Origin of the sequence: Bacillus sp. AFS053548 (assembly GCF_002575105.1) — a bacterium.
Lineage (GTDB): Bacteria > Bacillota > Bacilli > Bacillales > Bacillaceae_G > Gottfriedia.
Map to the genome: position 1 here is coordinate 57,499 of NZ_NUHI01000035.1, position 25,850 is coordinate 83,348.

The 25,850-nt window shown below is 33.0% G+C and carries 31 protein-coding genes; 3 read left to right on the plus strand and 28 right to left on the minus strand.

Translation table 11 applies throughout. From position 1 onward, the window contains the following. Positions 1 to 116: 116 nt before the first annotated feature. The 23 genes from CN946_RS18340 to CN946_RS18450 form a co-directional block, all read right to left on the minus strand. Positions 117 to 1,004 carry a polyprenyl synthetase family protein gene (locus CN946_RS18340; RefSeq protein WP_098862447.1) on the minus strand — a complete coding sequence of 296 codons (888 nt, stop codon included), beginning with the start codon at positions 1,002 to 1,004 and terminating at the stop codon, positions 117 to 119. Position 1,005: 1 nt separating this feature from the next. Then, positions 1,006 to 1,233, minus strand: a complete 228-nt coding sequence (locus CN946_RS18345) for an exodeoxyribonuclease VII small subunit (RefSeq protein ID WP_387327302.1) — start codon at positions 1,231 to 1,233, stop codon at positions 1,006 to 1,008. 5 nt (positions 1,234 to 1,238) lie between these two features. After that, entirely contained in the window at positions 1,239 to 2,585 is a 1,347-nt protein-coding gene (xseA, locus tag CN946_RS18350; protein ID WP_098862448.1) for an exodeoxyribonuclease VII large subunit, read from the minus strand. Between the two features lie 36 nt (positions 2,586 to 2,621). Further along, entirely contained in the window at positions 2,622 to 3,497 is an 876-nt protein-coding gene (gene folD, locus CN946_RS18355; protein WP_098862449.1) for a bifunctional methylenetetrahydrofolate dehydrogenase/methenyltetrahydrofolate cyclohydrolase FolD, read from the minus strand. Positions 3,498 to 3,534: 37 nt separating this feature from the next. Beyond that, positions 3,535 to 3,915 carry a transcription antitermination factor NusB gene (nusB, locus tag CN946_RS18360; protein ID WP_098862492.1) on the minus strand — a complete coding sequence of 127 codons (381 nt, stop codon included), beginning with the start codon at positions 3,913 to 3,915 and terminating at the stop codon, positions 3,535 to 3,537. 386 nt (positions 3,916 to 4,301) lie between these two features. After that, positions 4,302 to 4,865 (minus strand): GNAT family N-acetyltransferase, encoded by a 564-nt coding sequence (locus tag CN946_RS18365; RefSeq protein WP_098862450.1) that lies wholly within the window; start codon positions 4,863 to 4,865, stop codon positions 4,302 to 4,304. Between the two features lie 190 nt (positions 4,866 to 5,055). Beyond that, positions 5,056 to 5,454 (minus strand): Asp23/Gls24 family envelope stress response protein, encoded by a 399-nt coding sequence (locus CN946_RS18370; protein ID WP_056475162.1) that lies wholly within the window; start codon positions 5,452 to 5,454, stop codon positions 5,056 to 5,058. Between the two features lie 15 nt (positions 5,455 to 5,469). Beyond that, a complete protein-coding gene (gene accC / locus CN946_RS18375) occupies positions 5,470 to 6,819 on the minus strand; it encodes an acetyl-CoA carboxylase biotin carboxylase subunit (protein ID WP_098862451.1) in 1,350 nt (449 codons plus the stop codon). Positions 6,820 to 6,861: 42 nt separating this feature from the next. Next, positions 6,862 to 7,347: an acetyl-CoA carboxylase biotin carboxyl carrier protein gene (gene accB / locus CN946_RS18380; RefSeq protein ID WP_098862452.1), complete on the minus strand. Its 486-nt coding sequence runs from the start codon at positions 7,345 to 7,347 to the stop codon at positions 6,862 to 6,864. Between the two features lie 487 nt (positions 7,348 to 7,834). After that, a complete protein-coding gene (locus CN946_RS18385) occupies positions 7,835 to 8,431 on the minus strand; it encodes a SpoIIIAH-like family protein (RefSeq protein ID WP_098428800.1) in 597 nt (198 codons plus the stop codon). 21 nt (positions 8,432 to 8,452) lie between these two features. Beyond that, positions 8,453 to 9,145 carry a stage III sporulation protein AG gene (spoIIIAG, locus tag CN946_RS18390; protein ID WP_098862453.1) on the minus strand — a complete coding sequence of 231 codons (693 nt, stop codon included), beginning with the start codon at positions 9,143 to 9,145 and terminating at the stop codon, positions 8,453 to 8,455. A 6-nt stretch (positions 9,146 to 9,151) separates the two neighbouring features. Beyond that, positions 9,152 to 9,769, minus strand: a complete 618-nt coding sequence (spoIIIAF, locus tag CN946_RS18395) for a stage III sporulation protein AF (RefSeq protein ID WP_098862454.1) — start codon at positions 9,767 to 9,769, stop codon at positions 9,152 to 9,154. 8 nt (positions 9,770 to 9,777) lie between these two features. After that, positions 9,778 to 10,947 (minus strand): stage III sporulation protein AE, encoded by a 1,170-nt coding sequence (gene spoIIIAE / locus CN946_RS18400; RefSeq protein ID WP_098862455.1) that lies wholly within the window; start codon positions 10,945 to 10,947, stop codon positions 9,778 to 9,780. 21 nt (positions 10,948 to 10,968) lie between these two features. After that, positions 10,969 to 11,358, minus strand: a complete 390-nt coding sequence (spoIIIAD, locus tag CN946_RS18405; RefSeq protein ID WP_069034314.1) for a stage III sporulation protein AD — start codon at positions 11,356 to 11,358, stop codon at positions 10,969 to 10,971. 26 nt (positions 11,359 to 11,384) lie between these two features. Then, on the minus strand, positions 11,385 to 11,588 hold the full coding sequence (spoIIIAC, locus tag CN946_RS18410) for a stage III sporulation protein AC (protein ID WP_088072847.1): 204 nt from the start codon (positions 11,586 to 11,588) through the stop codon (positions 11,385 to 11,387). Between the two features lie 12 nt (positions 11,589 to 11,600). Next, positions 11,601 to 12,113 carry a stage III sporulation protein SpoIIIAB gene (gene spoIIIAB, locus CN946_RS18415; protein WP_098862456.1) on the minus strand — a complete coding sequence of 171 codons (513 nt, stop codon included), beginning with the start codon at positions 12,111 to 12,113 and terminating at the stop codon, positions 11,601 to 11,603. Next, positions 12,114 to 13,034, minus strand: coding sequence for a stage III sporulation protein AA (gene spoIIIAA / locus CN946_RS18420; RefSeq protein ID WP_097978560.1), 921 nt, complete (start codon positions 13,032 to 13,034; stop codon positions 12,114 to 12,116). A 16-nt stretch (positions 13,035 to 13,050) separates the two neighbouring features. Next, positions 13,051 to 13,332 (minus strand): YqhV family protein, encoded by a 282-nt coding sequence (locus tag CN946_RS18425; protein ID WP_025672203.1) that lies wholly within the window; start codon positions 13,330 to 13,332, stop codon positions 13,051 to 13,053. Between the two features lie 490 nt (positions 13,333 to 13,822). Further along, positions 13,823 to 14,311 carry a DUF456 domain-containing protein gene (locus tag CN946_RS18430; protein WP_098428803.1) on the minus strand — a complete coding sequence of 163 codons (489 nt, stop codon included), beginning with the start codon at positions 14,309 to 14,311 and terminating at the stop codon, positions 13,823 to 13,825. 80 nt (positions 14,312 to 14,391) lie between these two features. After that, entirely contained in the window at positions 14,392 to 14,955 is a 564-nt protein-coding gene (gene efp / locus CN946_RS18435) for an elongation factor P (RefSeq protein WP_098233937.1), read from the minus strand. A gap of 150 nt (positions 14,956 to 15,105) precedes the next feature. Continuing rightward, positions 15,106 to 16,167, minus strand: a complete 1,062-nt coding sequence (locus CN946_RS18440; protein ID WP_098862457.1) for a M24 family metallopeptidase — start codon at positions 16,165 to 16,167, stop codon at positions 15,106 to 15,108. Next, positions 16,154 to 16,612: a type II 3-dehydroquinate dehydratase gene (gene aroQ, locus CN946_RS18445; protein WP_098862458.1), complete on the minus strand. Its 459-nt coding sequence runs from the start codon at positions 16,610 to 16,612 to the stop codon at positions 16,154 to 16,156. The genes CN946_RS18440 and aroQ overlap by 14 nt, the downstream gene beginning before the upstream one ends. A gap of 89 nt (positions 16,613 to 16,701) precedes the next feature. Continuing rightward, a complete protein-coding gene (locus CN946_RS18450) occupies positions 16,702 to 17,319 on the minus strand; it encodes a YqhR family membrane protein (protein WP_098862459.1) in 618 nt (205 codons plus the stop codon). A gap of 206 nt (positions 17,320 to 17,525) precedes the next feature. On the opposite strand from CN946_RS18450, the gene CN946_RS18455 reads away from it, so the two are divergent. After that, positions 17,526 to 18,455 carry a DUF1385 domain-containing protein gene (locus CN946_RS18455; protein WP_098862460.1) on the plus strand — a complete coding sequence of 310 codons (930 nt, stop codon included), beginning with the start codon at positions 17,526 to 17,528 and terminating at the stop codon, positions 18,453 to 18,455. Between the two features lie 110 nt (positions 18,456 to 18,565). Then, positions 18,566 to 18,961, plus strand: a complete 396-nt coding sequence (locus tag CN946_RS18460; RefSeq protein ID WP_098862461.1) for an SA1362 family protein — start codon at positions 18,566 to 18,568, stop codon at positions 18,959 to 18,961. 11 nt (positions 18,962 to 18,972) lie between these two features. Here CN946_RS18460 and mntR read toward each other — a convergent pair whose 3' ends face one another. From mntR to CN946_RS18475, 3 genes are all read right to left on the minus strand, one after another. After that, complete coding sequence (mntR, locus tag CN946_RS18465) at positions 18,973 to 19,410, minus strand: transcriptional regulator MntR (protein ID WP_069034089.1); 438 nt, start codon at positions 19,408 to 19,410, stop codon at positions 18,973 to 18,975. 182 nt (positions 19,411 to 19,592) lie between these two features. Then, a complete protein-coding gene (gene splB / locus CN946_RS18470; RefSeq protein WP_098862462.1) occupies positions 19,593 to 20,618 on the minus strand; it encodes a spore photoproduct lyase in 1,026 nt (341 codons plus the stop codon). Between the two features lie 625 nt (positions 20,619 to 21,243). After that, positions 21,244 to 22,077, minus strand: a complete 834-nt coding sequence (locus tag CN946_RS18475; protein ID WP_098862463.1) for a lipoate--protein ligase family protein — start codon at positions 22,075 to 22,077, stop codon at positions 21,244 to 21,246. 175 nt (positions 22,078 to 22,252) lie between these two features. On the opposite strand from CN946_RS18475, the gene CN946_RS18480 reads away from it, so the two are divergent. Further along, positions 22,253 to 22,576 (plus strand): rhodanese-like domain-containing protein, encoded by a 324-nt coding sequence (locus CN946_RS18480; RefSeq protein ID WP_084006937.1) that lies wholly within the window; start codon positions 22,253 to 22,255, stop codon positions 22,574 to 22,576. A gap of 95 nt (positions 22,577 to 22,671) precedes the next feature. On the opposite strand, the gene CN946_RS18485 is transcribed toward CN946_RS18480, so the two are convergent. Both CN946_RS18485 and CN946_RS18490 read right to left on the minus strand, forming a co-directional pair. Continuing rightward, a complete protein-coding gene (locus CN946_RS18485; protein WP_098862464.1) occupies positions 22,672 to 23,307 on the minus strand; it encodes a peptidylprolyl isomerase in 636 nt (211 codons plus the stop codon). 163 nt (positions 23,308 to 23,470) lie between these two features. Beyond that, positions 23,471 to 25,702: an MMPL family transporter gene (locus tag CN946_RS18490; protein WP_098862465.1), complete on the minus strand. Its 2,232-nt coding sequence runs from the start codon at positions 25,700 to 25,702 to the stop codon at positions 23,471 to 23,473. Positions 25,703 to 25,850: the final 148 nt, after the last annotated feature.

Here is a 25,850-nt window from a genome sequence, read left to right on the forward strand (position 1 = left end):
ATTTTATACTGAGGGTATTACGGTTGTTCTCTTTGCGACTTTCGAGAGGTAGTTACATTATACATAAATAAATAAATCTATTCAAATGGACATGGGATTAATTACAAAATCAAAGTTTAAAAGCTGCGATTTTCAACAAAATCACAAATTGAGATTAAGTAGTCATCTTTAATCCCACATGCTCGAACATGTTGTTTAGCTTCTGTAATAAATGTATGAAGCCTTTCTTTAGCACCCTCGACCGAATATAACTTAACATAAGTAGTTTTATCATTTTCTATATCACTACCAACTGGCTTACCAAGTACTTCTTCATCACCTATTACGTCTAAAATATCATCTTGTATTTGAAATGCGATACCGAGTTTATAAGCAAATTGTGTTAGGTGAGATAATTGTTCCACTGTTGCTTTTGAAATAATTGCACCTGCAATAACTGGATACATTAGCATTTTACCTGTTTTTCTTTCATGGATATATTGCAATTCTTCTCCACTAAGCTCTTTACTTTCACCTTCCATATCTGCTACTTGACCGGCAACCATACCTTCAGGACCAGCAGCAATCGCTAATTCACTAATTAATTGTATTTTCACTTGATCAGACACATGAAAATCATTCATTTCCGTAATTAATTTAAATGCGTATGTCAATAAACCATCACCTGCTAATACCGCAAGATCTTCGCCAAATACTTTATGATTTGTCGGTTTTCCTCTTCGAAAATCATCATCATCCATACATGGTAAATCATCATGAATTAAAGAATAAGTATGAATCATTTCTAAAGCACATGCAGGTTTTATCCCTATTAATGGGTCATTACCAAATGCATCTAGAGTTGCGAAAAGTAAAAGAGGTCTAATTCTTTTCCCACCACCTTGTAATGAATAGGACATAGATTCTTTTAATTTTTCTGGTGCTTTTAATTTTTCAACCGATTTAATCATTTCATCATTTACTATTCTACTGGAATACTCCATAAAATCTTTGAAAGTGTTCATTTTATTCCTCCTCAACAGTAAAAGGAGTTTGTTCACCCTGTTCATTTAATATAGAAGTCATTTGTTTTTCAACTTTAGTAAGCTTCTCTTGACAAATTTGAGAGAGTTTTATACCTTCTTGAAAGTATTCGATCGCTTTTTCAAGTGGTACGTCACCTTGCTCTAATTTTTGTACGATCATTTCAATTTCTTTTATTGCTTCTTCAAAAGAACGCTCATTTTGTGACAATTGATTCACTCTCCTTTTACTTCAAGTACTTCACAATTTAATTTCCCATCGGTCATTTGTAATTGGAACCGGTCTCCACTTTTTGCTTGTTTAACCGATTTCATTAATTCGTTATCATTTTTATATGCTAATGAATAACCTCTGGCCATAACTTTTAATGGGCTAAGTGCATCTAGTGTATGTACTGCTCTTTCCATTTCAAATTTCTTTTGGGTAATTAAACGATTAAATTCTTTTTGTAAAGCCATATGTAATTGCTGGTGCTTTTGCTTTTCAAGCTGAACTCTATTACTTGGATGATGAATAAGTAGCGATGAATTTAGTTCTTTATGCTTGTTTATTTTAGACTTAACAATTTCATTTATTGATGTATGTAAACGTTCATTAATCCGGTCAAATTGCTCTTGTTTTGGATGGAATAGAGAATTTGGATACCTAAAAACATAAGCATCTTGAACAGCCTTTAATTGCGCTTGTTTTCGTTCAATAATCGTATCCATCGCTTTATTAAGTCTTGCTTTTCGAACTGTAAATTGCTCAAGTATTTCTCTTTGGCTTAATGAAACTAATTCTGCTGCAGCTGTTGGTGTAGGCGCCCTTAGATCAGCGACATAATCAGCAATTGTCGTATCCGTCTCATGACCCACTGCGGAAATGATTGGGATTTTTGATTCAAAGATTGCTCTCGCTACTATTTCTTCGTTAAAGGCCCAGAGTTCCTCAATAGATCCTCCGCCCCGTCCGACTATTAACACATCTATTTCTTTCATTTTACCTGCTGTTTCAATTGATTTCACAATCGACGCTTTCGCCCCATCACCTTGTACAAGAGTCGGAATGACAACTATTTTCCCAATAGGGTATCTTCGTTGAATCGTTGTAATTATATCGCGAACTGCCGCACCAGTTGGTGAAGTAACAACCCCGATTACACTAGGAAAAGAAGGAATCTTTTTCTTAAATTTCTGATCAAAGAGTCCTTCTTCTAATAGTTTTTTCTTCAATTGTTCATAAGCTACAAAGAGACCGCCAACCCCATCAGGTTGCATGTCTCTTATGTAGATTTGATAGCTACCAGATCCTGGGTATACATTTATTTCACCTTGTACAATAACCTGCATACCATCAGTTGGTTGAAATGCGATATTTGCGTTATAGGATTGAAACATGACCGCTGCAATTCTAGCACCATCATCTTTTAACGTAAAATAATAATGACCGCTAGATGAATGACGTTTAAAATTTGAGATTTCTCCACGGAGCAGTATATTTTGCAAATTACGATCCGCTTGAAATTTTGCTTTTAAATATTTAGTTAATGCGGTAACAGTAACTGGTAGCTTTTCCGTCATGCATAGCCCTTCTTTCATTCTTACAAAGCAATTAGATTAAAGTTTATTACTCAAATTTAATTTATGATCAATTTGAGATGCTGCTTTTAACGTATTATGAAGTAGCATTGTAATTGTCATTGGACCTACTCCACCTGGTACAGGAGTAATATAACCAGCAACATTTTTTACATCTTCAAAATTTACGTCTCCGCATAATTTGCCATTTTCATCTCTATTCATGCCGACGTCAATAACAATTGCTCCCTCTTTAACATAATCAGCTGTAATTAATTTTGCTACACCAATAGCAACAATTAAAATATCAGCCTGCTTTGTAATATCTTTTAGATTAGTTGTACGTGAATGTGTATAAGTAACCGTTGCATTTTCGTTTAAGAATAGTTGTCCAACTGGTTTCCCTACAATATTACTACGCCCAATAACAACGACATGTTTTCCACTAATCGGAATATTTGTATTTTCTATTAATTTTAATATACCAAAAGGAGTACAAGGTAGTAATGAATCTTGATTCGTCATCATTCTTCCAATATTAATTGGATGAAATCCATCAACATCTTTTAATGGAGAAATTGTTTCAATTACTTTCTTTTCTGAGATATGAGCAGGTAATGGCAATTGAACTAAAATACCATGAATTGACTGATCATCGTTTAATTTGTTTACAACGGATAATAACTCATCTTCAGTAACCGTTTCAGGTAATTCAATTACTTCAGAATACATTCCTAATTCATTACATGCTTTATGCTTCGAATTCACATATGTTCTTGAAGCAGAATTATTTCCAACTAAAACAACTGCTAAACCTGGTGTAACACCTTGATTTTTTAAATCTGAAACACCATTCTTTAATTCCTCACGAATTGATACTGAAACTTCTTTACCATTAATTAATGTTGCTACCATTTTAGTTTCCCCCTATGCATATAAACAATCTATCTATTTAGAATTTTGATAATACCGCATTGATAAATTTACTAGAATCATCATCACCGTAAACTTTAGCAATTTCAATCGCTTCATTGATTGTTACACTTTTCGGAACATCCTCTAAGTAAGTAATTTCTACAAGAGCGATTCTAAGGATATTGCGATCAACGTTGCCTAAACGATCAATCGTCCAGCTTTCGATATTTGAAGCTAATTGTTCGTCAATCACTTCTTTATGAGTAACAAAATTGGTTACAATTGCCTCTAAAAATGCATCTTGTTTTTCTTCAGCTTCTTCTAATACATGCTCTAATGCATCTGAAGCATTCGCTTCACTTAAATCCATTTGGAATAATGTTTGTAATGCAAGTTCCCTTGCTTTTCTACGTTTCATCAAAATAATAAACTCCTTTAAGCTAAATTCATCATTCGTTGCATAGGTAATAACGAATTCTAATTTTGTATAGTAACACGTTATTTTACCATTTTTTTTAATAAGTTCCAACGACTGTCTGTATTAACTCTAATTTTTATTATTATTAACGTTTCTAAGCAAACTCAATACTTTAAACTGTTTTCTACATTTTAACTTAAAATCTAATAAAATAACAGAATAATGTTTGTGTTTTTATAAAAAAAATTCCTTTTTCTTACTTTAAAATAATATTTATATACCAAAACACGAACATTCTAATAGATAGTTTAAGAAAATGCGGGATTAAAGGGGGTGCAAAAGATTTTTAAGAAATAAAAAAACTTTCCAACTAATACCAAATTTTATTATCTTTCCTGTCCTTCCTGACCCCCAAGCCATTCATGTTCCAGTATGCTGTATAAATAAGTGTCTCTCCAGCCGTCTCTTAATAATAGATCTTCACGCATTTTACCTTCTAAATTTAATCCGCATTTTTCAAGTACTTTTGCTGATGCAATATTTCTAACATCACATGTCGCAAATATTCGATGAAGTTTAAAATTTTTAAATCCAAATGAAATTACTTCTTTAGTAGCTTCACTAGCAAATCCCATACCCCAATAGTTCGGATGAATTATATACCCTATTTCACCTATTTGATTAACATCATCCCTAATATTAAACTCGATTGATCCTATTAATTCATCGGTTTTCTTTTCTATTATTGCAAATGCAAATCTAGTCCTATTTATTTGTTTCATATCTTCTAGTATTTTTCGAATGAATTCCTTAGTCTCACTCTCTGTATTCGGTCCCCATGGCTGAAATTGACATACAACTAATTGTGATGCATATTTATGTACTTGCTGCCAATCGCTTTCAACAAATTCACGTAAGTTTGCTCTATTTGTGCTCAAATTTAAGATCATATTGTCACCTATTTCTATTTCATTTATAAATAAATTTTAACATATTTCAAAATATTTAATCCGTTATATTAGAACTGGACGAAGGATACACCAAAATGAAAAACTGCATAAAACTTTAAAGACTGTCCTTATTTCTGATCTAGCAAAACAAAAAAAGAGCCTCTATTAAATAGAGACTCTTTTTATAATATTAAAGTTCAATTGGAGCTTCTTGCTCAGGTTTCGTATCGAATTGAACTCCTACTACGTGAACATTTACTTCAGATAATTCAAGACCTGTCATCGTTAATAATGCTTGACGAATATTGTCTTGTACATTACCTGCTACAGTTGGGATTGACTTACCAAATTTAACTAGAATGTATACATCGATTGTAATTCGATCTTCTGATAAATCAACTCGGACACCTTTACCGTGATATTTCTTACCGATAATTTCAGAAATACCAGATGCTAGGTTTCCACGCATGCTTGAAACACCTTCAACTTCAGCAGCTGCAATACCAGCAATTACTTCGATTACTTCAGGTGCGATTTCTACTCGACCTAATGTCGCAGTACCCATTTCTAAAATTTGATTTTCGTTCATACAGATCCCTCCACTTTATCCTTTAACAAGCGCATGCTCCTCAAGGAATTTAGTATTATACTTCCCTTTTACGAAGATTTCATTTTGCAATAAATTTAAATGGAATGGAATTGTTGTGTAAATTCCTTCTACCACAAATTCTTCAAGTGCTCTTATCATTATAGCAATTGCTTCTTCTCTTGTCTTGCCATGCACGATAACTTTCGCAATCATTGAATCATAATATGGCGGAATTGTGTACCCGCTATATACAGCAGAATCAACACGAACATTCGGACCACCTGGTGGTAAATACGAATTGATTTTACCAGGAGACGGCATAAAGTTCTTATCTGGATTTTCAGCATTAATACGACACTCAATTGACCATCCTTTTAAAGATACGTCTGATTGAGTTATTTTTAATGGATGACCTTTAGCAATTAATAATTGTTGCTTAATAAGATCAATACCAGAAATATATTCAGTTACAGGATGCTCAACTTGAATACGTGTGTTCATTTCCATAAAGAAGAAGTTTTTAGTATGTGGTTCATAAATAAACTCAACTGTACCTGCACCCCAGTAATTTACTGCTTCAGCTGCACGAACAGCTGCTAGACCCATTTTTTGACGAGTTTCTTCGTCTAAAACAGGAGATGGCGCTTCTTCTACTAATTTTTGAAGACGACGCTGAATTGTGCAATCACGTTCTCCAAGATGTATCGTATTACCATGTTCATCTGCTAAAACTTGAATTTCAACATGTCTAAAATCAGTTATATATCTTTCAAGATATACACCCGGATTACCGAAAGCTGTTTGAGCTTCTTGTTGAGTAATTTGTATACCTTTTTCAAGTTCGGTTTCATCTTTTGCTACACGGATACCTTTACCACCGCCACCTGCTGTAGCTTTGATAATAACTGGATAGCCGATTTCTGCAGCAATCTTTTTACCATCTTCTATACTTTGAATAATACCTTGTGAACCAGGTACTACTGGTACCCCTGCTTCTTTCATTGTTTCACGAGCAACGTCTTTTGTACCCATTTTAGAAATGGAATCAGCCGTTGGTCCAATGAATTTCACATTGCACTCTGTACATAATTCTGCAAAACTAGCATTTTCTGATAAGAAACCATAACCAGGATGGATTCCGTCACAACCAGTTAATTTTGCAATACTAATGATATTAGTCATATTTAAATAACTATCTTTTGATAATTTAGGACCTACACAATAAGCTTCATCAGCCATTTGAACATGTAATGCTTCTTTATCTCCTTCAGAGTAAATAGCAACTGTTTCAATATTTAGTTCTTTACATGCTCGAATAATACGAATGGCGATTTCTCCTCGATTCGCTATTAAAACCTTTTTCATTTCTTCACCTTCTCTAGTAAAGTACTGTTAATTTTGTAGATATTAGGCCTTTACCAAGAATAATGGTTGACCGTATTCTACTAATTGACCATTTTTAGCAAGTACTTCAACGATTTCGCCTTCAATTTCAGCTTCAATTTCATTAAATAGCTTCATTGCTTCAACGATACAAACGATTGAATCATTTTTAATACGATCGCCGATTGATACGTATTCTTTTGCATCAGGAGATGGAGATGCGTAGAATGTACCTACCATCGGTGATGTAATCTTATGTAAGTTACTTGTATCTTCTTTTTCCACTACAGGTGCAGCAGCTTCTGCAGCAACTGGTCTTTCTAAAGTTGCAACTGGAGCAGATGTAACTACAGGAGCTACCTCTTGGTGTAAAACAGGAGCAGATGTAACTACAGTTGTTTGTCCACCTTTTTTAATTTTAACGATAGCACCATTATCCTCAAATTCGAATTCATTTATTGTTGATTGATCGATTAACTTAATTAATTCTCTAATTTCATGAATTTTCATTCTGTTCACCCCTTAAGACATATAGTCTAATCTTATAACCTAATACTAAACTTTTCAACAAATTATTTTAACCAAAGTAATTCCTAATTATTTTTAGCTATTTTACAAGGAATATTTATATTTTATTCCTTACCAAAAATAATTCAATATAAACTATTATAACAGGGAAAACCAAAGACGTAAAAGTGTATAGGAATTAGGAATAATCCTAAAATTCATATAAATTATTTATAAGGTTATTAAAAAAAATGAAGAGCAATTTGTTAACCCTACTGACAACAGGAGATCTAAACAATGGACAGCCTTTTATTTTGGCTATTACATACACAATGTTCTTCTAAATTGGTACTTAGTCGATTTTCATTCCAGGTTGAAAATCACCATTACGCTGGCTTCATTTATTGAGGAAAATTGATCAAATTGACAATTGCCTTTTACAACAAAATGATAGCCAGTAGAATGACTTCTACTGGCTTTGTCCATAAAATTATTTAACTTGGAATTTTACAACTACTAATTTTTCACCTAAGACACTTCTTGTCATTTGAATGATGTCATTCGCTGCTTTTCGGCTTGGTTTTGCAGATGTTACATCTACTTTTACTTCATCTTTGTCAGAACGAACTAGTGCATCTTTATAACCAGCTTCTTTAATCATCGTTTCTACATCTGATTCTAATGCAGTTAATTTTTGAAGTTCGTTCATATTAGTGAATGCATCACTCTTCTCTTGTGCTGATGCAGTTGCTGAGTCAACAGTAGCTTTATATTCATCAATTAATTGACTTCTTTCATCTTCTTGTTCCATACGTTGTTTTAAGAATACTTCACTAGTAGAATTTTCTTGAGAAGCAGTTTCTTTATCGTTTTGTTTAGAAGTATCTGAGTTTTGTTTAGAAGTATCTGTTTTAGAATCTGTTTTCTTAGTATCTTTAGGCGTTGAGTCTAGTGAATCTGTATTTGTGCTATTATTCATGTTCATAAAACTTGTTGTTTTTAAATTATCAGGTGTCGTAACATAATAAACTGATAATACAACTACTAAACTTAACATTGTTAATAACCAAATTGTTTGTTTTTTCATTTAACTTTTACCTTCTTCCTCTTATTTTTTGGGTTGTACAGAGACACGATAGCTTGGTACATCAAGTAATCGTGTAACAGCTTCTCTAATCATTTGTTTAATTTCTAGGTTTTGTGCACCTTTGGCTACAATAAGTACTCCTCTAATCCTTGGCATTTCAGTCTCGACTATTACTGGTTCTTGTTTATCTCCGTTATCAATAATGACAACTTGCTCTTCTTGTGATTGATCATCAATATTTCGTGTTCCACCTTGTTTATCTGTTTCATCAGTTTCTTGAGTTCGATTTGTTTTATTTGTTTGATAGACTTTCTTTTCACTACCTTCAAGATTTACTTCTACTTTTACATTACTTACACCAGCCATATTATTTAATGTGTCTGTAAGTTGCTGCTCGTATTTTTTTTCAATTTCTTCTATCTTGTTCGATGAGGATTTTCCACCACCACTTCCAAGAGTCTCAACAGCTTGTTCATTATTTTTTGGTGTTCCACTCGTTTCTGTGGAAATAGGTGAAAGCATTGAATTCGTTTTTTGATTTGTATTAGTAAATAGACTGCTTGCAATCATCCAACAAATCCCGAGTCCCAGTAGAGCTAGTACATATTTTCTCGTCAGTTTAAATGGACTTTTTTCTTTGTCAGAAGAGGTTTTGTCATCGCCATTTCCTTTTAGAAAGTCTGCTAATTTTATTGGTGGAATCTTTTTCTTCATTTATCATTACTCCCCTCCTTCCATTTTGACTTCGATTTGCTTGTCCTTAAGCTCCCATTTATTTGCTAAAAAAGTTTGTAACTCTTGTTGTTTAATTTTTTCATCGTCTGTCTGAACAGGCTGATCGGTATTAATTGATACTTCTTGAACAGGTTCTACATTGCTTGTCTCATCTTTTTTAGGGCCAACGTAAACGATTACTTTAGAAAGATCCTGAGCTGTTTTGACTGTATTAACTCCATCTTTTACTTGTAAATCCACATTTGTTATGACCTGTTCAAATTCTTTTGTAAAGTTTTTTTCAACGTCCTTTTTCATTTGGACAGCCATTTGTTTTAATATATATGCACGTTCTGCTTCTTGTATTTCATTTTTCTTATTATTTATTTCATTTTTTATTTCACCATTTGCTTCATACGTTTTAGACTGGTACCCAGCTAGCACTTCTTTTATATTTACTCTGAATAATTGAAAAATTGGTTGGAGCATCATGACAATTAATAATAGACTGGCTACAAATCGTACATATTTTGCTAAGCCGGTATTTGGAATTAACATCATAATGACGGTTGCAACTAATATATAGACGATAATATTTGAAACCCAGTGTATAAAGAATTCCATTTTTTCACCTACCTAAACATGACGACAATGTTTCCTGCCGCTATTATTAAAGTCATACTTAAGAAAAACATTAATGAAACAATTGATAAACAAACAAATAAATAAGTTACACTTTTTCCGATCGTATCAATTGTGCTAATGATATTTTTACTTCCAACTGGTTGTAAAATCGCCGCTGAGAATTTATAAATTAAAGCTAAAACCAATATTTTAATAGCTGGGAATACAACGATTGCTAGTAAAGTAACTAAACCTACTATCCCAACCGTATTTTTTAATAATAAAGACGCACTAATAACTGTATCAGTAACGTCCGCAAAAACTTTACCAACAACCGGAACAAAATTACTTGTTACAAATTTAGCTGTTTTTACTGCTACCCCATCCGAAACTGCGGTCGTCAAACCTTGTACACTTAATACCCCTAAAAAAATAGTTAAAAAGATTCCTAGTACACCTACAGCAACATTTCTTATTAAAGAAGCTAGTTTTGTCACCTTTAATTCATCATTAATAATACTTACAATACTTAAAATTGTAGATACAAGAATTAAAGGTAGTACAAAATACGTCACTAGTAATCCACTTGTATGCATTAAAAAAATTAAGATTGGATGGAAAACACCAACAGATATGACACCACCTGATGTCGCAATTAAAGCTAGTAAAATAGGTATTAGTGCTCGTAAAAAATCAATCATGACTGTAATTGCATCTTGGGTGGCCTGCGTGGCAACATAGAAACTATTTAATGCAAAAACTACTAATACTAGAAAGACCACATTATCAGCAATCTTACTGACCGTACTCTTCTCAAATGCATTTTGTAATGATTGGAGTAAAGAGCTAAAAATAACTAACATAATTAAGATCCCTAATATTTTCCCATTACTTAATAACTCAAAAAATATATATTTAGCAAATGCAATAAACCATTCTTGCAATGAAAATTTCTTTTCTCCCTTTATAAATTCGATAAAGTCCCCTTTTTGACTTTCTGGTAAAAAACCACCATATTGATGAACAACTTCATCCCAATATTGTTGAACTTCATCGATTCCTAACTTTTGTATTTGTTCATTTACTATTTCTGCAGGTGGAGGAGCAGCTTGTACAATTCTTGGTATTAAAAAAAAGAGAGTAAAGAAAAGAAGAAAAACTTTCATCCTTTTTGACATAATGTCCTCCTTTCCTTACATCTAAGAAATTTTTGGTAAAAAACTTAAAATTGTTTCAATTAGAGCTGTTAAAATCGGTACTGCAAGAACCAAAATGAGTACTTTGCCCCCTAGTTCAATCTTGGAAGCAATTGCCCCTTGGCCGGCATCTTTCGTAATTTGAACTCCAAATTCAGCTATGTATGCGATCCCAATTATTTTTAATAAAGTTTCAACATACACATTTTTAATGCTCGCTTGATTTGCTAGTTTTTGAATTTGATCTAATAAGAATTGCACCTTATCTAATAAAAATAAAAACAAAACACAGCTTATAAAAACAGTTATTGCTAAAGTAAAATTATTCATTTTAAATTGATTTAATAGAAGAATAACAAATGTAGCGGCTAACCCAATGCCAACAATTTGGATGATTTCCAAAGACTCTCACCCCTAATCTAATGAAATAGAAATACATCCCTAACTTTATTAAAAAGATCACCAGCTTTAGTGATAACTTGAAGAAATACGATAATGAATGCAGTAATAATCGTCCATGTAGCAAACTCTTCCTGTCCGGCTTTTTTTAAGACCGCATGGATAATTGCAGCAATTACTCCAATCCCAGCTATTTGAAACATCAGTGCATAATTTGTAATCAATTTAAATTCCTCCTACAAGAGTAATATAACGATTAATATTCCACTTAAAACGCCTAGCATTTTAGACATTCGTTCATAACTGCCCTGCGAATCGATTGCTTCTTGCTCTTCTCTTTCCAAATGTTTTAATGCTAAAATGATTTGTTTTTGTTGTGAATATTTATCATGCATACCAATTGTCTCACCAAATTGTAATAACACTTGTATGTCAGACTCTTTAATCGAGACAGTTTTAGCATATTTCATTAATGAATTTTCCCAGGCTTCTTTCGCTGAAAATGCACTCGTTTCAAGTTGAACTGCAAAATCCTTTAGACAACTATTAATCGGTCCTTTCAATTGACTCGAAATTCTTCTAAACGCTTCTTGAAGTGGCAATTGACTATACATTACCTCTGCCTCAAGAGATTGAAGAGCCAACTTCCAGCCCCTTAATTCTTTTGTTCGTTCTGATAATCTACCTGCAAAATAAAATCCAAGCCAGCTTGTTGAAAAAATGATAATAAGTGCTCCAATCCACCTCATCTAAAGCACCGCCCTCGGATGAAATAAACTAGTAAAATCCTTATTTTTAATATCCGTTACAGTACCAGGTGACGGAAAATTTGAAATTTCAATAAATCGTTCAAATGTCCCATTTTGAAACAAAGGCAAAAGTGAAGGGCGTTTTCTTATTTCCTCTAGTGAATAGCCATGGACGGTCACTATTAATTGAACACCGGCAAAGATCGCTTCTAAAATTGCATCGACATCTTCCTTTTTTCCAATTTCGTCTACAAGAATGACATGAGGACTCATCGACCTTACAAGCATCATCATTCCTTCAGCCTTTGGGCACGCATCTAATACATCGATTCTTTCACCAAAAGTATATTGAGGAACCCCTTTAACTGAACCTGCTATCTCAGATCGTTCGTCAACAATGCCAACTTTCCCAGGCCTTATTCCCCTGATGGCATCACCTTGACTCACCACTCTAGCAAAATCCCTAAGTAATGTTGTTTTCCCTGCTTGTGGCGGGCCAATCAGCATAGTGTTTTTCCATCTTCCTTCATAAACATACTTTACAAATGGACTAGCTATTCCTACTTTTTCTTTTGCAATACGAAAATTATAAGAACTAATATCTCGAATCATTTTAACCATTCCGTTTTCGGTTACAACGCGACCAGCTAACCCGACTCGATGCCCACCTTTAATTGTGATATAGCCTTTTTTCAATTCTTCCTCAATCGTATAAATTGAAAATTGACTTAACTTCCCAAGAATCTGGCCGCCTTCTTCTTCTGTTAGTATATAAGGAATAAAATTTGACTGATTATTAGAAATCACTTCAACTGGACGCCCGATTCTTAACCTTAATTCCTCGACTTGATGTAAGTCTCCATATGAACGCTGTAACTTTTCTTTTATTAATGTAGGCAATACGTTGAAAACCTCTTCCATAAAAGGTCACATCCTATCATTTAAAAACTGCCAACAATATTAAAAACACACCACAAACTACTAAAACTAATCGAATAGGATCCAATTTAGATGCAACCCCTATAATTCCAATAGCCATTGTTGAAATGAGGATAATAGGTCCGACAGTTGCCAAAACACTATTTACCGCCAATGCTTTCTTAATGTCGTTTAAATACAAAATTGTAAAAGCAGCAATCAATTCTACACTTCCACCAAAAACTCTGAGCATTCCCATACTTAGAACTGCTCGATCCATTGAATCAATCCAATCCTTCATAGCTACACACCTTTTTTCATTCTTTTTTATTACTAATATGCTGAACATGTCCATTTCAGAAGACAAACATTAATTCGAATGCACAAAAAAGAGAGAAGTCGTATGACTTCTCTCTTTAGACTTGCTTATGAATGGTGGTTGATATGTATCTGAAAAATTAAATATGAAAATAACTAACTCATAACAAGTCCATGAGTTAGTTAAAAAGCAGGATCCTGAAAATTACTTACTCATACAGGGGTCATGAGGTACTATTAAAGCTAGATAATTTGGTTTTATGATTAATTTATCAATTAGAATAAGTTGATTGGAATGAATCTTGATCGACTCTTATGGGAGATGCCGGAAGCCTGAGCCCCCGCTGGAACGAGGAGGCTCAGGTTCGGCCCCATGGAAAGCGAGCATCCTGTAATGGAAATCACTATGACAATACTTACTTTAAAACAAAATACATTCTTCGTTGTTTTAATATAAAATTCTAAAAAACAAATTAAAATATAATATAAACGAAAAAGATTATTACCATAATAACTTGCAATACCGCTTTTGCTAATGAGCTACTAATAAAGGAGACAACTGTCGCCCATGCAGATTTTATCGACTCATTCGTATTCTTCCCTTGTAATTTCTCAGCTATAAAAACAGAAATGAATGGGACAATAATTAAGCCAAAGGGAGGAAAAACAAACGAACCAACGATTACAGCCAAACAACCTACTCTTTCACCAGTTTTTGTACTGCCGTATTTTTTAAGAAAATATTTATTAGCTAGAATATCCGCTAGAAATATAACAGCTGTAAAAATCAGCATAATAATCCAAAACGATATGTTTAAATTAGTTTTATTTATACCAAAGTAATAAATTAAAAAGCCTACCCATAATACTGGTACACCTGGAATTATTGGTTTGATTAACGCAATAAACGCCAATGCAAAACAAATGATAATCAATGTCCAAAGAACAATTGATGTAACCATTTAATCACCCTTACTTATTTAAATTTGTTAATAAGAAAAAAGAGACACTCTTAAATAAGTGCCTCCATTTTTACATTTAATTAAGCTTTTGAACGTGAAACGTAGCTAGCTTCAGTTGTGTTAATAATCAATACTTCGCCTTCATTAATGAAGATTGGTACTTGTACAACTAAACCAGTTTCCATCGTAGCTGGTTTTGTAACGTTAGAAGCAGTATCACCTTTAATACCTGGTTCAGTTTCAACTACTTTTAGATCAACTGTGTTTGGTAATTCAACACCTAAAATTTCACTTTCAAAAGTCATGATATAAACTTCCATATTTTCTTTAAGGAATTTTAATTCACGTTCAATATTTGCTTCTGGTAATTCAATTTGCTCATAAGACTCATTGTCCATGAATACATGTTGGTTACCATTAGCATATAAATATTGCATTTTACGGTTTTGAATATGTGCTTTTGCTACTTTTTCACCAGCACGGAATGTTTTTTCTTGTACAGCACCTGTACGAAGGTTACGAAGTTTTGAACGTACGAATGCAGCACCTTTACCCGGTTTAACGTGTTGGAAATCCATTACTTGCCAAAGTCCACCGTCAGTTTCAATTGTTAAACCTGTACGAAAATCATTTACTGAAATCATTAAATATCCTCCTAAAAAATGAAATGGTTCTATAAGTATGTATTGTGTAAAAAAAGAACCATTTCTCTTACCATGAATTTCTTTTACAACTTTATATCATAAAGTAAAATACGCTTTTTGTGTAGTTCTATTTTCTAATCTAATAAAAACTTATAAAATGATTAGATTTTTTGGTGAAGACATTAAGTTTTCGTTACCACCAGTTTTAACGATTAAATCATCTTCTATACGAACTCCACCTAGATTTGGAATATAAATACCTGGTTCACAAGTTACGATCATATTTGGCTCTAATACTGTATCAGAACGGAATGATACGCCCGGTCCCTCATGTACTTCTAGACCAATACCATGGCCAGTTCCATGTCCATAATATTCTCCATAACCTTTTTCAGTAATATAATCACGAGTTAAAGCATCAGCTTCTTTACCTGTAATACCTGCTTTAATCCCATTAACACCACGTAATTGAGCTTCAAGAACGATATCATAAATTTTCTTCAAATCAGAATGAGGCTCACCTACAGAAACTGTTCTAGTCATATCTGATACATAACCTTTATAGTATGCTCCAAAATCTAACGTTACAAAATCACCAGTTTCAATTACTTTTTCTGATGCTACACCGTGAGGAAGAGCAGAACGAGTACCAGAAGCAACGATTGTATCAAATGATGACGAAGTAGCACCTAATTTACGCATAAAAAATTCTAACTCATTCGATACTTCTAATTCAGTAACACCTGGACGGATAAATCCTAAAATATGATCAAATGCAGATTCTGCAATTTTAGCAGCTTCCTTAATGATTGAAATCTCTGCATCTGTTTTAATTAAGCGTAATTTTTCAATTAATCCACTTACAGGAACTAATTCTGCTTTTACCACTTTGCGGTAAGAACCAAATTCTGTAAACGTAACATGATCTTGTTCAAACCCAAGTTTTGCTACGCCAAATTTCTCTGTTAAAGCTGAAACTTCAGCTGGAATTGAACCTTCATGTTTAACAATCTCATAACCTTCACATTGGCTAGTAGCTTGTTCAATATAGCGGAAATCAGTAATGAATAAAGCTTTGTCCTGAGTAATTAAAGCAACACCAGCAGAACCTGTGAAGTTCGTCATGTAACGTCTATTGTATGTACTAGTAACTAATAATGCGTCTAATCCTTTTTCTACTAAAGCTTCACGTAACTTTTTAATTTTTTCCATTGTTTTTCTCTCCCCTACTAATCTTTTTTAACGCACTTAAACCTAAATCATATCCATACACACCTAAACCAACGATTTGCCCTACAGTTACTGCAGCTAAAACTGAAGTATGTCGGAACTCTTCTCTTTTATGTATATTTGAAATGTGTACTTCAATTGTTGGTACGGTAATACTTGCAATTGCATCACGAATTGCATAACTGTAATGAGTAAATGCGCCAGGATTAAACAGAATCCCATCATAGACATTATTTGCCGCATGCAGTTGATCGATTAATTCACCTTCATGATTCGATTGAAAGCAATCAATCGTATCCCCATCTTCATGTGCAAGCGATGTTAAATGATCCTCAATATCCTTTAATGTAGTTGAACCATAGATAGAAACTTCTCTCTGACCGAGCATATTTAGATTAGGTCCATTCAATAATAAAAACTTAGCCATTTTAAAAGTCTCCACCCATCATTTTTTGCATATTTATCCCAAACACTCATATCTTGGAATACCCAAGGTTTATTTTATCATAGGCCAGACTATTTTGAATAGCCACGCAAATATGCCTTTTGCTCTTGAAATGCAAAAGAAACAGAATATGCAATAAAGGTTCCGTATAAAATGAATAAACAGATTGTAGTAACTGTCGTATCAGACGAGTAATCCTTAATTGCTTTTAAATCGAATGCTATTTTACCAAGAAGAATAAATACAATAACCCACAGAAGCAATCCAAAAAATATACCTGGCAGAACTCCGTTAAATTTTCTACCGATAAAATAAAATACAAATGCAATAAGGATTGAAATAATTCCTATACCAACTATAGAAATTAAGTTTTCAACATTACCATTTGCCCATTTTCCAAGTTTGATTCTTTCTAAAACAAAATTTGGACCAATTTGAGTAAAGTCAAAATAACTAAGAACTAACAAAACAGTAGACCAAAATATGCCACCGAAAAACCCAATACTTACAATCTTATTAAAGTTCTTATTCCCTTTTGAATCACCATCGCCACCTTGGACTAGGTATTCATTTTGACTTTGACTCTGATTTTGATCTTGGTTTTGATTGTTTTCTTTACCTTGCACATCCTTTTCTTGTTCTTGATCCTGACCTTGCTTTTTTTCTTGTTCTTTATCTTTTTCCTGCATTTAACATTTCCCTTTCCATACATTGCTAAATATCTCTGAGTATTATGTCCAACAAAGAAATGTTTAATGTGATTCCGGTTTTTTGTTAGAAAATTAAAAATATTATGATTATTATTTAGATTTTCCTACTTCTTACTTGCACCATTATTATGCTTACATTTACAATAGATAGTAATAGATAAAAAACAAGTTTAGGTTGGTGCAACATGAGAGAGAAAAATAAAGCAGTTTATGGGGGTCAAGCAATCGTAGAGGGCGTAATGTTTGGTGGCAAAACACATACAGTCTCTGCTATCCGCAGGACAAATGAAGAAATTCAATATTATGAAGAACCGATACATATAAATCGGACAATGCAAAAATTAAAGAAAATTCCTTTTGTCCGTGGTGTAGTCGCGATTATACAAGCAAGTATTAATGGATCCAAGCATTTAAATTACTCAACTGAAAGATATGGAATTGATCCAAAAGATGATGAGCAAATTGCAATTGAGCGTGAAAAACAAAAAGGTACGCTTGCAACTTATCTAGGACTTTCATTACTAGCCGTTTTATCATTTTTAGTTGGGAAAGTTATTTTTACACTTGTACCGGTACTACTAGCAGCAACACTGAAACCAATATTTGAAACCGATTTTCAACAAGTCGTAATAGAAACTATCTTAAAACTAGGTTTTTTATTAATTTATATTTACTTAGTTTCCTTGACTCCATTTATAAAAAGAGTGTTTATGTATCACGGTGCCGAACATAAAGTGATTAATGCATATGAAAATAATATTCCTTTAACGATTGAAGGAGTCCAATCACAATCTCGACTTCATTATCGTTGTGGAAGTAGCTTTATCCTATTTACTGTAATTGTTGGTATGTTCATATACTTCTTAGTTCCAACAAGCCCACTTTGGCTAAGAATTGTCGATCGACTTTTATTAATTCCAGTCGTTATAGGTGTTTCGTTCGAAGTTCTTCAATTAACAAATAAAGTTCGAAATATTCCTATATTAAGATGGGTAGGTTACCCTGGATTATGGCTTCAATTATTAACAACTAAAGAACCATCTGATGATCAAGTTGAAGTCTCAATCGCTTCATTTAACCGACTTTTAGAAGTGGAAAAAAATAACAAGATTTAATTGACAGAATTTTATAAAAAATATCAACTTATTGGATAAAATGTAATAAACTATAAGAAACAATATTTTTCTAATACATTATTTACACTTCACCATAGGAGGTGCTTAAAGTGAATCAAAAAGTGTACACATCAATATTTTATGGAATAATAGCATTAGCACTTTTTGGCTTAATTTCTCAGTTGATAAACGATCCAGCAAAATTATTACAACGATTTTTGTTTATTGGTTTAATCCTTTTAATTATTTATTTTATTTATAGAGTTTTTTCATCTTCAAACAGTCAAAGAAGCCAACAAGACTCCTATCGTAAGGCTGCAAAACAAACTGTAAAAAAATATAACACTCAAAAATCTAGCTCGTTTAAAAAATCGATTAACAAATCAAAGCCCACTTCAAGAAAAAGTACCTCCACGCCTTTGTTAAAAAAACGATCAAAGGATGCAAGTCACTTAACTGTGATTGAGGGTGAAAAGGGCAAAAAGAAAGACCGTGCTTCCTACTAAGCACGGTCTTTTTAGTTATTTGAATTCGATTGGGCCTCATTCGACTTCTGTATATCTTTTAATGCTTCGATTCGATTTTTATCTTCTTCAAAGAACTGAACTAGTTCTCCAATTCGATCAATCGCTTCCCAACTCATATGATGTTCCATTCCTTCAACATCTTGATAAATTAAGTTTTCATCCACACCAATAATTCTTAAGAATTGCTCTAGTAATACATGGCGATAGACAAGTCTTTTTCCCATCTTTTTACCTTTTTGTGTTAGAATTAATCCTCTATATTTTTCATAAATTAAGTAATCGTCTTTATCTAGTTTTTGCACCATTTTGGTTACTGACGATGGGTGTACAGATAATGCTTCAGCAATATCAGATACACGAGCATACCCTTTATCTTCAATTAAAAGGTAAATTTGTTCAATATAATCTTCCATACTAGGTGTGGGCATGTTCTTCCTCCAATACACTCATTCAAACTTTATTCCGTTACAATAAGCATCAAATAAAATGATACAACACATAAACCAAAAGTGCAATTAACATGAACACATTTAAATGATAATAGATCTTCTTTCTGTATAAGAGTATGATAAAAATAATAAGAGTGTACCTATAAAATAGATACACTTCATTATGTAAAATACTGAATTTCTCCATTAGGAAAATACTTTTTTATATAACCTGAAACGGTCTCTTCAATTGAAGCAGCCTCTTCCTTTTGATAAACATATTTTCCAATTCCATATTTGCCCCATTTATATTTCCTTTTCTCTTCATCCATTTCAAGTTTAGTATTAGGATACCTTTCTAAAATCACCTTTTTGGCAGGCTTAGTAAAACGATGCTGTATAAGTTCAAATGTCATCTTCTCATTTGCCAATTCACCTAATGCATCTTTTAATCGAATAAAAAGCTCCTCATAGCCCTCTTCCCAATCTTCATGCATATAAATAGGTGCAACAATAAAACCAAATGGATATCCTGCATATGCAACTTTTTTCGCGGCTTCTATTCTCTCATCAAATGAGCCAGTTCCAGGTTCGAAGTTTTTGATAACATATCTTGAATTTATACTAAATCGAAATGTTGTTTTTCCATTATGTTTTGCATCAAGTAAATGATCTACATGTGGAAATTTCGTTACAAATCGTAAACGACCGTATTCTGTTTCACCAATAAATTCAATCGTTTTCTTAAGAGAATGTGTTAAATAATCTATGCCAACTATATCAGAAGTACAAGCAGCCTCAAATCGTGTAATCTCAGGTTCGCGTTCCTTTATATATTTTTGGGCTTGCTCAAAAATATCTTCTAAATTTACATATACCCGAATATAAGGTTTGGAACCAAGCGTTGTTTGTAAGTAACAATAATGACAATGCCCCATACAGCCTGTAGCAAGAGGAATTGCATATTCCGCTGAAGGTTTAGATGTTTCAAACTTTAAAGTCTTACGCAACCCAACCACTAAAGTTGACTTAGCAATCCGGTATTTTTCCACATCATTTTCACCAGGTAAATTTCGAATTTGATTATGGGATGTTGTTTCTCTTATTTCTAAACCCATCTGCTCAAATTTCTCCTTTAATTCCTTACCTAACGGATACTCTAAAGCTTGGGGCTCGAAATAAACAAGCTTTGGTAAAAAAGGCTTCATATAATCTACTCCTTCTCCACTTTTTTGTTTAGTATTAACCCCGATAATAATTAAAACAATGGAAAAGGTAGGAAGTTCTCTTGTGATGCTCCTTTATTCATTCGTTGATGCCTAAAATTGAACGGATTGAGGGTATTTTATTGCTTGATCTACAATTTTAAAAATAAATCGGATTGATTTATTTAAAAAGGATTAACTTTTTATGGAATTAGACTTCATTCCGGCGGTTCCATTAAAATTTTGTATCTATAGGGACTTATATTACACTTTAACTTCGCTGGGATACCCTTAGCCGTATTAGTATATCTTTGATTTATTTGCAGTTTTCGTGTTTTTATTTGCAGTTTTAGAAATTTAATTGCACTTTTGCCTTTTTTATTTGCGATTATTGAATTTTAATTGCACATTTACCTTTTTTATTTGCACTTTTAATTTTTTTGCACTCTTCCCCCATTTATTTGCACCCATTTCTCCTTTATTTGCACCCTTACCTCTTTTATTTGAACTTCTACATTTATTTGCACCTCTCAGCTTTTATTTGCACTTCTAATTTATTCGCATCTCTAGCTCTCCCCCAAAAACTCAATACAAAAAAAAGAAAGCCAAAAAGGCTTTCAATAAAAAACTACTTACGTAAATTCCATTCCTCAGTACTATATTTAGTAGCAGCTAAATCCTGTACTTCCTTCTCTTGAGCCTCTGTTAATTCATAAGGCACCAACTCAATATCTAATCCAATTTCGAAGCCTTTTTCAAATGCTTCATACAAGTCAGCCATTGTTTTAGAACTATTACTTTCTGCATTGATCCATGTTGCACGATCTAAGAATCGTTTTTTCATTCTTTCTCTCACTGCGTCAGAAGAGAAAATATATAAGTCATATAACATATCAACATCAATATTTAAAGGAATTGAACCGTGCTGAAGAATTGAGCCCTTTTGTCTCGTTTGAGCACTTCCAGCAATTTTTTTATCATTTACAACAACTTCATACCATGATGGCGCATCAAAGCAAACGGCACTTGCTGGGTTTTTTAATTCATTTTTTTCTTCAGCAGTTTTTGGTACAGAAAATGAAGCATCTAAACCAAGTAGCTTGTACCCTTCTAAAATCCCCATTGAAATCACTCGATATGCTTCTGTAACAGATACAGGCATATTTGGGTAGCTTTCAGGTACAATTACGCTATAAGTTAATTCATCGTGATGAAGTACGCTTCTTCCACCAGTTTGGCGTCTTACGAAATCACCATTGTATTTTTTTAATGCTTCTAAACTTATTTCTTGGTTTTTTTGGAAATATCCGATTGTTACAGTAGGATTTTCCCATTCATAGAAACGCAGTGTTGGAAGAAAACCTTCTTCACTTTGCCACTTGATTAGGCATTCATCAAGAGCCATATTATAGCTACCTGATTTTACTCCGCTATTAATAAAATTCCACTTTGTCTTTGTCATGTTGAAAATCTCCTCATTTTTCGATAAATTTTTACTTTTTTAATGAAAGTTTCTTGCACATTCCTACTAGAGAATTATAATAAGATAAGTAGGTAATTGAAAGGTGTTGAAAAATTTGAGTCAGTTTTTACCAATAATTTTTGTCGTACTAGGTATCATTGTATACTCAACAGTTATGTATTTCTACCAAAAACGTTTAATTAAAACGTTAACTGAGGAAGAATTTCGTGCTGGCTACCGTAAAGCTCAGCTAATTGACTTACGTGATCAAGAAGATTTTAAGAACGGCCATATATTAGGTGCTCGAAATATTCCGTTCGCACAATTAAAAACGCGTTCAAAAGAAATTCGTAAAGATCAGGCAGTATATTTATATGATCAAATGGGCGTTCGTCCTGGACAAGCTGCACGTATTTTACGTAAACAAGGTGTAACAGAACTTTACCAACTTAAGGGCGGATACAAACTTTGGTCTGGTAAAATTAAAAAAGGTTTATAATCCATATTTAATTTAAATGAAAAAAACTACTTCATTTTTGTGAAGTAGTTTTTGCGTTTTATATAGAAGTCATTAAAACCAAGCTCAGGACGAGTTTATTCTTTATGTGTTTTTGGTTTGGCGTATTTCTCGCCTTTTGTATCAACCTTTATAGACTCAATGATTACTGGAGTAACAGGTTTTTCCATTGAATCCACTTCAACTGCGTCTATTTTCTTAACAATATCGATTCCTTCTGTTACTTTACCAAATGAAGCATATTGCCCATCAAGGTCGGGTGTATCGTTTGCCATTATGAAAAATTGACTTCCGGCACTATTGGGATCACCAGTTCGTGCCATAGATAGTACACCTGTTGTATGTTTTAAGTTATTTTTAAAGCCGTTTGATGTAAATTCACCATCAATTGCATATCCTGGGCCACCGCCACCAGTTCCTTCAGGGTCGCCACCTTGAATTACGAAGTCTCTAACAACTCGATGGAATGTTAATCCATTATAAAATCCTTTGTTTGCAAGTGTTATAAAATTATCTACTGTATTTGGTGCAATATTAGGATATAATTCAGCTTTAATGACACCGTAATCCTTTACCTTTATTGTTGCTATTGGTAATTTCCCATGTTTTTTACCATTTGCAGATTTTTCATTATTGTTACCACATGCTGCTAATAAACTGATTGTTAATACAAGACAGCTTATTAAAATTGCCCTAATCGATCTTTTTAACATTTTTCCTTCTCCCCCTCTTTCATTTTTTAGTTTACCAAATTTGACCATGTATTTTCTATAGTTTCGAAAAATTGGGAATTTTTACACAGACCGAGTTAGTTCACATAAATATTAAAAAACTGCTATTCAAATACGAAATGAATAGCAGTATCTTTTAATTCATTTATCCAACTCGTTTAGATGGTTCATCGATTTTATTTTTTGCAAATGGAAACCACCAATTCCATTTTCCAAATAACTGCATTAAGCTTGGAACTAAAACTAAACGAACGATTGTAGCATCCAAGAAAATGGCAATAGCAATCCCGATTCCCATCTGTTTAACAGGTACCATATCTGTAAAAGCAAATGCTCCAGTAATAACAATCATAATGGATGCCGCTGATGTGATAATACGGCTCGTCGATACTAACCCTTCTCTTGTTGAATAAGTATTATCTCCCGATTCATAGTATAGCTCTTGCATTCTCGACATTAAAAATACTTCATAGTCCATACTTAAACCGAAAACTAAACCAAAGACAAACACTGGCAAAATCAACATGATATTAGATTGAGGTAAGCCAAAATTACCACCTTGGAATAACCAAGTAATGATTCCAAACGTTGCACTTAAAGATAATACATTCATTAAGATCGCTTTGATTGGAATGATAATGGACCTAAATGCAATCATTAATATGATAAAAGTACTAACCATAATCACAAGTAAACCATATACAATATTATCTGTAATCTCATCAAATAATTCTTGTTCAAATTTCACTTGACCACCGACAGTATAATTAAGTCCTTCAATTTTCCCATTGTATTTATCTTCAAAATCTCTTACCCATTGCTTCCCTTTTTCTGATTTAGGATCAGAATTCAAGAATACTTGAATATAAGTCTTATTCTTTTTAAAATAGGCATCAATCGCAGGCTGAATTTTTGATGCGTTTGGAGATTTTAAAGCAGGTAATAATTGCTGAGCGTTTAAATTAACTGCATTCAACACACTTTTAACTTCATAAACATTTTTGTCATCTTCAAGCTTTTTCTGTACTTTATCTAATGCGTTTACATTATTTTGCTTTAAAAAGTCAGTATTAGATTCTAGTACAATTGAGACCGTTCCATGTTTTTGAGCTTCCGGAAGAAAAGCTTTTTGATATTTTTCATAATTAATTCTCGACGTTGCATCCTTTGGTAATGCATCAATTGTAGGTATATTAAGGTGCACATCCCTAATTGGAATAACGAAAAGACCTAAAATGATTAATGATGTTAGTGCCATGATGATTGGTCTTTTCATAACGAAATTTGCGAACTTTCTCCAAACTGCTTGTTGCTGGTCTTGGCTTCGATTCGCAATCGATTTTAACGTACCTTTATTAATATTTTTACCAAGAGCAGAAAGTACTGCTGGTAATAGGGTTAATGATAAAAATAAACTAACTAATACAACAACTGCACCACTTATTGCAACACTTCTAAATAAATCAATATTTATGTAGTACAGAGCTGATAATCCAATAAATACACAAATACCAGAAAAAATAATCGCTCTACCTGCAGTTGCAAACGTTACACTAATTGCTTCTTTCACTGATGAATGATTCTGTAATTCAGTTTTATAACGGCTTACGAATAATAATGCAAAATCGATTGATAGTGCTAATCCAATCATCGGTGCAACATTTAAGACAAAGATTGATAAATCAACATGCTTACCTATAAAGAATAAAATTCCAAATGTACTTAAAATACTAATCATACCGATTATAATTGGAATCGCAGATGCAACTAAACTTCCAAAAGCAAAAAATAGGACGATAAACGCAATCGGTACACCAATCATTTCTGCTTTCTTTAAGTCTTCTTGACTAGTTTTATTCATTACATCACTAATGATTGTAAATCCAGTTGTACCTACCTTTACAGTATCATTTGAAAAAGACTCTACTTTTTTTGCAAATTTATTGTTTAGATCAACAAGCTTATCGTGATCCTTCTCATTGAATAAAAGAGATAAGTAGGCAATATTCTCTTTTTTCATACCGGGATTCATTAGAGGGTGATGAAATTGTTTTATATTCTTTTCCTTTTGAACTTCCTTCACAATCCGTTCAATATCAGATTGGAATTCGGCGTTAGAGGCACCCTTTTTCCGCTCAAGTATGATGATGAGTGAATCTGGCGATTGTTCAAATTCTTTTTCTAGTACATTCTTAGCTTTTTCATACTCTCCAGGTGTCCTAAAACCATCTCCATCTAAAATGCCAGGTAAATGCTTCGAATAAATACCTAGAATAATTGAAAATATAGCTAAAATTACAATAACAATATACCGAAATTGATAAATCGATCGACCCACCTTTTTCCAAGCACTATTTTCACTTACTGTACTTTTCATTTTTCCACTCCTTATTTACATATCCTACCAATATCTTATCAAACTGATGTAAATTAGCCTATTGATTTATGATTTTGAGTCAGAAAATAGAGAAAGAAAACTCTCCAAGTGAAATCTTAAGGCAAAAGGAGTAGTTGCACTTCCTAAA